Source organism: Frankia sp. CcWB3 (assembly GCF_977927595.1).
On sequence record NZ_CDWRCK010000037.1, the window covers coordinates 15187 to 23784 of the forward strand.

At 70.6% G+C, this 8598-nt stretch carries 11 protein-coding genes and 1 pseudogene; 2 read left to right on the top strand and 10 right to left on the bottom strand.

Annotated elements, in window-relative coordinates:
• Positions 1-556, top strand: a 556-nt coding sequence (locus ACY5KJ_RS05070) for a class I SAM-dependent methyltransferase (RefSeq protein ID WP_462202883.1), incomplete at its 5' end; no start/stop codon positions are given.
• Positions 557-822: 266 nt separating this feature from the next.
• Here the strand turns inward: ACY5KJ_RS05070 and ACY5KJ_RS05075 are convergent.
• From ACY5KJ_RS05075 to ACY5KJ_RS05090, 4 genes are all read right to left on the bottom strand, one after another.
• Positions 823-1050 carry a hypothetical protein gene (locus ACY5KJ_RS05075; protein ID WP_462186927.1) on the bottom strand — a complete coding sequence of 76 codons (228 nt, stop codon included), beginning with the start codon at positions 1048-1050 and terminating at the stop codon, positions 823-825.
• Positions 1051-1280: 230 nt separating this feature from the next.
• Positions 1281-1841: an MFS transporter gene (locus ACY5KJ_RS05080; protein ID WP_462202884.1), complete on the bottom strand. Its 561-nt coding sequence runs from the start codon at positions 1839-1841 to the stop codon at positions 1281-1283.
• Positions 1841-2023, bottom strand: coding sequence for a hypothetical protein (locus ACY5KJ_RS05085; protein ID WP_462186916.1), 183 nt, complete (start codon positions 2021-2023; stop codon positions 1841-1843). Before ACY5KJ_RS05085 ends, ACY5KJ_RS05080 begins: the two co-directional genes overlap by 1 nt.
• Positions 2020-2604 carry an MFS transporter gene (locus ACY5KJ_RS05090; protein WP_462186928.1) on the bottom strand — a complete coding sequence of 195 codons (585 nt, stop codon included), beginning with the start codon at positions 2602-2604 and terminating at the stop codon, positions 2020-2022. The genes ACY5KJ_RS05085 and ACY5KJ_RS05090 overlap by 4 nt, the downstream gene beginning before the upstream one ends.
• 105 nt (positions 2605-2709) lie before the next feature.
• Between ACY5KJ_RS05090 and ACY5KJ_RS05095 the strand changes: the two genes are divergently transcribed.
• Positions 2710-3000, top strand: coding sequence for a TetR/AcrR family transcriptional regulator C-terminal domain-containing protein (locus ACY5KJ_RS05095; RefSeq protein WP_462186917.1), 291 nt, complete (start codon positions 2710-2712; stop codon positions 2998-3000).
• On the opposite strand, the gene ACY5KJ_RS05100 is transcribed toward ACY5KJ_RS05095, so the two are convergent.
• The 6 genes and pseudogenes from ACY5KJ_RS05100 to ACY5KJ_RS05125 all read right to left on the bottom strand — a co-directional run.
• The gene (locus ACY5KJ_RS05100) at positions 2997-3716 is read right to left on the bottom strand and encodes an LLM class oxidoreductase (protein WP_462186919.1); all 720 of its coding nucleotides are present in this window, start codon (positions 3714-3716) and stop codon (positions 2997-2999) included. The two genes, ACY5KJ_RS05095 and ACY5KJ_RS05100, sit on opposite strands and share 4 nt — an antisense overlap.
• Positions 3644-4174: an LLM class flavin-dependent oxidoreductase gene (locus tag ACY5KJ_RS05105; RefSeq protein WP_462186920.1), complete on the bottom strand. Its 531-nt coding sequence runs from the start codon at positions 4172-4174 to the stop codon at positions 3644-3646. The genes ACY5KJ_RS05100 and ACY5KJ_RS05105 overlap by 73 nt, the downstream gene beginning before the upstream one ends.
• A 401-nt stretch (positions 4175-4575) precedes the next feature.
• Entirely contained in the window at positions 4576-5223 is a 648-nt protein-coding gene (locus ACY5KJ_RS05110; protein WP_462186921.1) for a TetR/AcrR family transcriptional regulator, read from the bottom strand.
• A gap of 76 nt (positions 5224-5299) precedes the next feature.
• Positions 5300-5698: a PaaI family thioesterase gene (locus tag ACY5KJ_RS05115; RefSeq protein ID WP_462186922.1), complete on the bottom strand. Its 399-nt coding sequence runs from the start codon at positions 5696-5698 to the stop codon at positions 5300-5302.
• Positions 5699-5936: 238 nt separating this feature from the next.
• Entirely contained in the window at positions 5937-7367 is a 1431-nt protein-coding gene (locus ACY5KJ_RS05120) for an HNH endonuclease signature motif containing protein (RefSeq protein WP_462202885.1), read from the bottom strand.
• A 305-nt stretch (positions 7368-7672) separates the two neighbouring features.
• Positions 7673-8335, bottom strand: a pseudogene (locus ACY5KJ_RS05125) (MFS transporter); the annotation flags it as partial.
• Positions 8336-8598: the final 263 nt, after the last annotated feature.

The following is an 8598-nucleotide window of genomic DNA, read 5'->3' on the forward strand; positions in this document are numbered from 1 at the left end:
CTTTGTGCCGGTGGACTTCAGCCGCGACGACCTCGATGCGGCCCTGACGTCGGTAGGGCATCGGCCGACGGTGCCGACGGTCTGGATCTGGGAGGGTGTCGTGCCCTACCTCACCCGGGGCCAAGTCGCCGCCACGACCCGGGTCGTCGCGGGGCGCTCGACCCCGGGAAGCCGCCTGATCGTTCACTACCACACGCCGACGCTCTCGGCGCTTCTCGGCCGGCTGGCGGCACGGGTGCTAACCATCGTGTCACGGCGCCCCGATCCCCTGGCCCGCGAACCCAACCGCTCGGCATGGACCCCCGCCGCGATGCGTCGGATGCTTGCCGCCCACGGCTTCACCGTCCGCCGCGACGACGACCTGCTCACGCTCGCCCGATGGCTGGCGGTGCCGGTCCGGCACCGCCAGCCGCTGCGCAACGGCCACGTCGTCGTGGCCGACCTCCTCGTGGCCGACCCCGACATGGTCTGGCGCCACCTCGCGCGCTCCGCTCACACGGACCGATCCGCCCGTCACCCTGATCCGCCCGTCACCCGATCTACTTACAGTACGTAGTTCCCTCGTGGGTTTCGGTTGGGGTTGACCGGGGATGATGCCCATGGCACCCGTGCGGGAAACCCGACGAGACCGCACTCGGCGATCGTGGCGACCGACCGGCAAGACACTGCGGACCGTACACCGGTCGGTCGTCTCCGCGGTCGGTCACCTGCCGTCCCGGGGTACCGGGCGCCCGGTGGGCAAGGGGAGCATCCAGGCGCTGATCGGACCGGAGGAGGCAGGTCACCGGGGCAAGTCACCGGAGGAGGTGGGGAGGGGTCGGGTCAGAGCCGGTTGCGTAGCAGCTGCTTGCCCTCCTCGGCGCCCTTGCGGCTCTCGTTTTGCGCCCGGCGGAACAGGTTCGCCAGTTCTTGGTCGCCGTCGCGCTCGGCGTCGCCGATGTAGGTCTCCAGCCGCAGCGCGTTGCTCAGGCACCTCTCCGTGAACCACAGCAGGTCGTACTGGGCGTCCTTCGTGCCGGTGACGTTCCCGGTCTCGGCTGTCGTGGTCATTTGATCGGCTCCCTTCATCGGGGTCTGCGGATACGCATCCTTCGGAGTACCAGTTCCCGCACGGGCCGCTCTTACCCATCTGTCCGTCCGTGTCCGTCTGTCCGTCTGTCCGTCCGTGCCGCCGGAGAAACCGAACGGCGGCATCGAGGCGACAGTCCGGACCGACAGCCCGGACCGACAGTCCGGACCGCGGAGAAGGGCGAAACCCACGAGGTCCGGGCCGCGCTGATTCAGCTGGCCGGGTCGGCGGATCGGCGTCCGGGCAGGTACCAGACCGCGAGGCCGATCAGGACGGCGACCGCGGCGATGACCGCGCCGCCCAGGAAGGCGCGCGCGGCGCCCGTGGCGACGCCGTCCGCGCCGGTGAACAGGGTCAGCAGGACGGCGAGGCCGAGGGACCCGCCGACCGACAACGCGGACTGGAGCACGGCGGAGGTGACACCGACATCCTCGGGAGCGGTCTGCGACAGGACGATGAGGTTGAGCGGCACCACGGCCGCCCCGGCGCCCGTGCCCAGCAGGATGATCGGGGCGAGGACGTCGACGGCGTAGCGGCTGCCGGCGTCGAGCAGGCTGAGCCAGAGCATCGCCAGGATGATCACGGTGAAGCCGATGAGGGCCAGCGCCCGCGGGTTCAGGTGGGCGAGGATCCTGGGCACGGATCGGGCGGTCAGCAGCAGGGACACGCCGAACGGCAGGAACGCGAGCCCCGTGACGAGCGGCTCCAGGTCGAGGACCCGCTGGAGGAACTGGGTCAGGAAGAACAGGAAGCTCGTCAGCACGAACGCCATCAGCAGCAGGTCGACGAACGCGCCCGCCCGGCCCGGTGGGTGAGCACCCGCAGGGGGAGCAGGGGCGATGCCGCCGGCGACTCCCGCAGCGTGAAGCCCGCCAGGACCACCACACCGCCCGCCAGACCCGCGACGGCTCCCGAGTCGGCGGCCCGCACGAAGCCGAACACCAGGGCCGTCATGCCGAGCACCGACAGGACCGCCCCCGCGAGGTCCAGGGCCGGCCGATTGGCCGCCCGAGGAGCGGGGGCACCACCCGGGCGGCGAGCACCGCGACGGCGAGGCCGATCGGAGCGTTGATCAGCAGCGTCCCCCGCCAGTTCGTGAGGTCGGTGAGGATCCCCCCGAGCACCATGCCGGCGGACGCCGCGAGCCCCGTCACCGTCGAGTAGACGGCGAACGCCCGTTGCTGGCGCACCCCGCTGAAGGTCGTCGCGAGCAGCGCGAGCCCCGCGGGGCCGGCCAGCGCCGCCCCGCCGCCCTGCAGGACACGGCCGGTGAGCAGCAGGCCCACGCCCGGTGCGAGTCCCGCGAGCAGGGACGCGGCGGCGAGCAGGCTGGTGCCCGCGATGAAGGTGGTGCGGTGGCCGAGTATGTCGCCGAGCCGGCGGACAGGCCCAGATCCGTCTGAAGATCGAGTAGCGCGACGGTGACGATCGTGCCGTCGAGCTGAAGCATGAACTCGGCGCCGACGATCGCCGCGAGGACGAGGCCGAGCACTCCCAGGGTGTTCTGCTCCAGTGCTGGCTGTTGATCCTGGAATGCCAGCTCAGCGATGAGGGCTGGGCGTTGCAGCGGTTGCTGTACGCCGAGGCCCCCACATGCCCGACCTGTACGACGAGGTGGTGTCGCTCGGGGGCAGCCGGTCGTGAACGCCTTGGCCGGACGGCTCGCGCGGCTGGCGAACCGCGGGCATCTCGACGTCGATGATCCCGAGAGCGCCGCGAGCCAGTTCATGTCGCTCGTTGCCGGAGACCTCCCGGCGTTGTCGGCGCTGGGCACCCGGCCCATCCGCCCGGTCGACCTCGACGACGCCGTACGCATGGGCGTGCGGACCTTCCTGCGGGCCTTCGCGACCCGCCGGCACGCGCGACCCGCCCGCTCGCGTCCGCTGCTCGCGGCGAGCCACCCGCCGCCCGGTCCTCTCCCTGTCGACTAACCGGCGGGGCTATCTGGGTTATCTGGGCTGTCTGGGCCGGTGGGGTCGGCTGCGACGTCCTGCTTCGTGAAACGGTTGGGGGGGATCGGCAGACCGAGGGACTCACGGAAGGTTCCGCCGGTGTACTCGCGCTGGGTCAGCCCGCGTTCCTGCAGGATCGGGACCACCAGCTCGACGAAGGCCTCCAGACCGCGTGGCATCGCCTCCAGAAGCATGAAACCGTCCGTGGCTCCGGATGTGAACCATTCCTGCATGCGGTCGGCGATCTGCTCGGGCGTCCCGATGAACTCCCCGCGGGGGGTCACCGCCTCCAGCGCGACCTGGCGCAAGGTCAGCCCCGGTTCCCGGGCCATCTGCTTGATCCGACGGGTGCTGTCCTGGAAGCCGTCGTTGCCGATCTCACCCAGCTCGGGGAAGGGGGCGTCCAGGTCGTAGCCGCCGAAGTCGTGCTGACCGAAGATGAGGGAGAGATAGCGCAGCGCCTCGTCGGTGTTGACCAGGCCGGCCACCTCCTGGTAAAGGCGTTCGGCCGCCGCTTCGGTCGGGGCGACGAACACGGTGACCGCGATGAACAGCAGGGGCACACCCGCCGGCCGGCCGGCCTGAAAGATCATCGGGTAGCCCTGCGGCGGCCGTTCGATGTTCAGCGGTCCCCGCACGGAGAAGTACTCCCCGCGGCGGTCGAGGGTGTGCAGCCGCGCACGGTCGAAGAACACCCCGACTCCTTGTCTCGGAGCAGGGCGCCGTCCTCCCAGGAGTCCCACAGGCCACGCAGAACGTCGAGGTACTCGGCCGCGATCCGGTAGCGCGTGTCGTGTTCGGGGTGCTCCTTCTCGGAGCGGCTGAAGTTCAGCGCGGTTCCCGCCGGCGCGGAGGTCACGATGTTGATCCCGGCCCGGCCGGCGCTGATGTGGTCGACGGTGGCGAGTTGGCGGGCGATGACGAACGGCTCGCTGTAGGAGGTGGAGATCGTGCCGACCAGGCCGATGTGGCTGCTCGCCGCGGCGAGCGCGCCGAGCAGTGCGACCGGTTCGAACTGCGCCAGGTACTGCGGGGTGGACTCCGCGGTGACGTAGAGGGTGTCGGTGATGAAGACGAGGTCGAAGCGGCCGTTCTCGGCGGTGCGGATCCATCGCCGGTAGAGGTCGAAGTCGATGGCCCCGTCCGCCGGCACGTCGGGGTGGCGCCAGCCGGCGACGGTGCCGCCGACGCCGTGCAGTAACGCCCCGAGCCGCAGCCGACCCTTCCTCGCCGAGCCGTCCGGCGCCGTGTCGTCGCTCGCCAGGTCCTTCCCTTCTGGTGCATACGCTTGTGGTGCGTAACCGGTTCTCCTAATACGTAACCGGTACGTAACCGGCCGGGATGTCGGCCAGCCGGACGCCTTCGAGGCGGGGCAAGATAGCCGGTCAGGCCCGTGCCAGGTGGTGCGTGCCGGGAATCAGCCGGGCAGGTTCAGCGTCCCGCATCGCGGTGCTATCCGCGGCCTCGTCGGGAACGGCCGGGCGTCGGTGGCGCGCGGGAACGCCGCCGCCCATGGCACCGCCTCCCCCCGGGTGATCCGTCATGATCCGTCGTCTATGACACCGTACCGGTGTGGTGCTCCGTTTTGTAAGACCTCGGGGTATCACCGGTCGTCGGCCCGGACTGAACCCGCAGGCCATCGGTCATGATCGAGAGTAGGGGCCGGGCGTGGCCCGCCCGCTCCGGCGCCTGTTCCCGGATCCAGCCGATAGCGGTCACGAGAGAGATCACCTCCTCGATCCGCACGTCCGACCGGACGTCGCCGGCCCGCTGGGCCCGGACGAGGAGTGCCAGCGTCGCCTGCTCGAGGGAGTGGCAGGACGCGTGCAGCTCCGTCTCCTCGTCGCGCACCATGGTGAGCAGCCTGGCGGCCACCCCCCGGTAGGTCGCGATGTGTGCGATCAGTTTGTCAAGCCAGCCGAACAGTGCCGCGCCCGCGTCCGGGGCGTCCAGCAGCCGGTCCACCTCGTCGAGTAGCGCGGCGGCCCGGTCCTGCAGCAGCGCCTCGAGCAGCGCGTCCCGGTTGGGGAAGTGCCGGAAGAGCGTGCCGATCCCGACCCCCGCCTGCCTGGTGACCTCGTTGAGGGAGATGTCCCTGTCGCTGCCGGCGAAGGCGTCCCGGGCCACCTCGAGGATCCGCTCGCGGTTGCGGCGCGCGTGCGAGCGCATCGGCCGGTCCGCCGTCTTCACGCTGCTGGCCATGTGCACCTCCGGGGGCTCGGCCGTACACTCCTTCGAGCCTACGGAAGCCTGGTCGTCACGAGGGGCGTGCCGGTGGTCAGCGGCGCGCGACGGTGCCGAGCGCGACGGCGCAGAGCCGTTCCCCGTCCCCGTACCCGCCGCGGTCGAAGACCTCGCAGCGCACGGTGACCAGGGTGGAACCGGCATGGACGACCTCGGCGCGGGTGATGAGCTCGTCGCCCCGCGCCCCCCGGATATAATTGATCTTCATCTCGGAGGTCAGGACGGCGTCCCCCGCGATGCTGCCGGCGGCGAAGGTGAGGGCCGTGTCGGCGGCGTAGCTCAGCGCCCCGCCGTGCTGCTGGCGCAGATGATCTCCGAGTGGGATGGTCAGCTCGGCCACCCCTGCCTCGAAGCGGCTGAGTCGGGCGCCGAGCAGCCGACTGAAGGGCTGGGCGGCGAGTAGCTCGCGGGCCACGGCGATGTCGGGCGTCATCGGCTCTCCAGGAAGGTGTGCCTACCGGCGGTGTGCCTACCGGCGGGGTGCCTACCAAGCAGTGTGGGCCTTGGGAGGTTCGTGGGTCGTCAGGGACTGGGCGCGGGTGGCGGAGGGGCGACGACACGATTGGTAGTGGTCTCGGCGGCGGACTGATGATCTGGGCCGTGGCCGGCTGCGGTCGGCTGAGCCACTGGTTTCGCCTCGCTGCTCGCCTGAATCCGGTGCGAAGCGATGGCTATCCGCCGGGCGCGGTGTGTAGGAGGTCGGCGGTATGTCGTGAATAGGGGTTGCGGCGGGGTTTTCGTGCGGGGTCGATCCAGGGTGGGGGAAGGAACTCGGGCCGGCGGTCGGGGCCGAGCCGGACGGTCCAACCCTGGTGGTGCACGAACCGGTGATGATATCCGCACAGCAATACCAGATTGTCGAGCGAGGTTTCTCCGCCGTCTATCCAATGACGAACATGGTGAATTTCACACCACGACGACGGACGATCACACCCCGGATACGCGCAGCAGACATCGCGGGCGATGACGGCGCGACGCAGATCCGCCGGTGCGGTCCGGTAGGCACGACCGACATCCAACGGAACGCTGGCCGCATCGAACAGCACCCGGCCGACCGAGGCGTCGCAGGCCAGGCGGCGCAGCACACCGGCCGGCAGCGGCTGACCCCAGCCGGTCGAGGCCGGAGGCCCGCCGTGGCCGAGCAGCGCCGCCCACGGCACGGTCACCGTCAGATGCGGGCGCACCCCACCGGTCACGGGCAGAACGCCGGCACCGAGCACGCGGTGGAACAGCTCGACGAAGGCGTCGGCACGCCGCCGCGCCGGGGAACGCGGATCGGCGGCGCCGTCATCGCCGGGGCGGGGTCCGGCCAGCGGATCCAACGCCGAACGCAGCAGGGCGGCGGCCTCGGCATCAAGGGTGCCGCTGATCCGCGTGATCCCGCCCGGGAGGTCGGTCAACCACAGACCCCGCCGGTCCGCAGGATCACCACCGGGACCCGGCACACCGTCCCGGTTGTCCGTGCCGCTCCGACTGTCCGTGCCGCCCGCACCGTCCTGGCTGTCCGGGTCGTTGTGGTGACCGTTGTCGGTGGGCCCGTCGCCGCCGGGGCTGGTATCGATCTGGGTGAGCTGTTCGCGCAGGTGCCGGCCGAGACGGGCTAGCTCCGCGGGGTCGAACATCCCGGCCAGCTCCAGCAGCGAAGCCTCCGCGGCGGTATACACCTCGGCGCCAAGGCCGCGCGGCAGGGAACGCAGCGCCAGGTGGATCTCCCACGCTTGCTCTACAGTGATCACACCGGCGGTCAGGGCGGCGCCGGTCGCGGCCAGCGGGCCATCCACGGCAATCGCGAGATCAAGCAGACGCCGGGCGTCGACGGGACGCATCCGCAGCCGTTCCCGCAGCAACGCCGCCGTACCGGCCGCGCCCTCCTGCGCGGACAGGTTCCGCCTATGAGCCTCCCGCACCAGCGCGAGCCGCACCGCGGCCAGGCGGGCCAGCTCCACCGAACAGTCGTCCAGGGCGCCGTACAATTCGGCGTCCGACAACGACCACACCGGCGCCTCCACCAGGCCACCCACCTGACCGGCCACCCCCACCAACCCGGACAGCACCCGATGCTGCCCGGCGGCCGGATCGGCGGCCGGATCGGCGGCGGTCATGGATCAAGCGTAGATCACCCCACCTCGGATGTCGAACCTATGTTCGATTACCGTTACTCGGTGCTGTGGTTGCCGAGCGGGCAGGAAGGCCGTTTCGTCCATGCGTGACGGGCAGGGCGGTGCGTGACGGGCAGGGCGGTGCGGGTCACGTCGAGGGTGACGCACCTTGAGGCGGTCGGCCGTGGCGGAGATCCGCGGTACCCGCTTCTCGGGACTCCACTGGTAGGCGACGGTGGACAGGTGCGGGCGGCCGGCCGGTCGTGCGCTCGGTGATGCTCAGCGGCTCGTGTGCGCGGCAGTTCACCTCACCGGGCGGGCCGGCGCAGCACGGCGAACGCGACGGCGAAGGCGGTGGCGAGCAGTCCGAGGCCGACGGTGAAGGCCAGACGGTATCCGCCGGTCAACGCCGTGGCCCGGCTCTCGCCCCGGGCGAGCAGTCCGTCGGTGCGGGCGGCGGCCAGGGCGGACAGCACCGCTACGCCCATCGCCATGCCGATCTGCTGGGCGGTGTTGAACAGGCCGGAGGCGAGTCCGGCGTCGTCGTCACCGGCGCCGGACATGCTGAGCGTCGTCAGCGCCGGCAGGGCGAGCCCGAAGCCCGCGGTGAACAGCATCACCGGAAGCAGGTCGGTGAGGTAGTGCGCGTGCACGGGTACGCGGGTGAGCAGCCCGAGAACCCCGGCGAGAAGCACCAGCCCCGCCAGCAGGACGGTGTGTTCCCCGAGGCGGGCGATCAGCCGGGCGGACACGCCCAGCGACACCGCGCCGATGACGCCCGCCGCCGGGAGCATCGCGAGGCCGGTCTTGGCAGCGATGTAGCCGAGTACGTTCTGCAGGTAGAGGGCGACGAGGATCTGGAACGAGAACATCGTGGCGACCATCAGAACCTGGATCAGGTTGGCGCCCGCGACCCCGCGTGATCGGAGAATCCGCAACGGCATGAGCGGGGTCCTCGCGGTAGCTTGACGGGGTAGAGAACATTAGCGATGGCGATCATGCCCTCTGCATCAGGGGACGTCGTGGCCGCCATTTTGATCTCTGCGTTCCTAAGAAGTCGGTCCCGGATGATCAATTCAGGGTCGAGCGAAGAGGGTAGCTCGGGTACGGTCGCCCAGACGGTCGGGCAGTTCGGTCAACGGGGCCCAGCGGTAGTCAGTGACCTCCTCCAGTTGCAGCGCGACATTGGCGTTGTCGGCTGGCGGATCGATGGCCAGGAGGAAGCGAAGATCAT

What these genes read in the sequence shown, in the direction of transcription:
- ACY5KJ_RS05075 (WP_462186927.1), bottom strand. Translation starts at nt 1,050, where the DNA reads ATGACCACGACAGCCGAGACCGGGAACGTCACCGGCACGAAGGACGCC.
- ACY5KJ_RS05115 (WP_462186922.1), bottom strand. Translation starts at nt 5,698, where the DNA reads ATGACGCCCGACATCGCCGTGGCCCGCGAGCTACTCGCCGCCCAGCCC.
- ACY5KJ_RS05080 (WP_462202884.1), bottom strand. Translation starts at nt 1,841, where the DNA reads ATGGCGTTCGTGCTGACGAGCTTCCTGTTCTTCCTGACCCAGTTCCTC.
- ACY5KJ_RS05120 (WP_462202885.1), bottom strand. Translation starts at nt 7,367, where the DNA reads ATGACCGCCGCCGATCCGGCCGCCGATCCGGCCGCCGGGCAGCATCGG.
- ACY5KJ_RS05110 (WP_462186921.1), bottom strand. Translation starts at nt 5,223, where the DNA reads ATGGCCAGCAGCGTGAAGACGGCGGACCGGCCGATGCGCTCGCACGCG.
- ACY5KJ_RS05085 (WP_462186916.1), bottom strand. Translation starts at nt 2,023, where the DNA reads ATGACGGCCCTGGTGTTCGGCTTCGTGCGGGCCGCCGACTCGGGAGCC.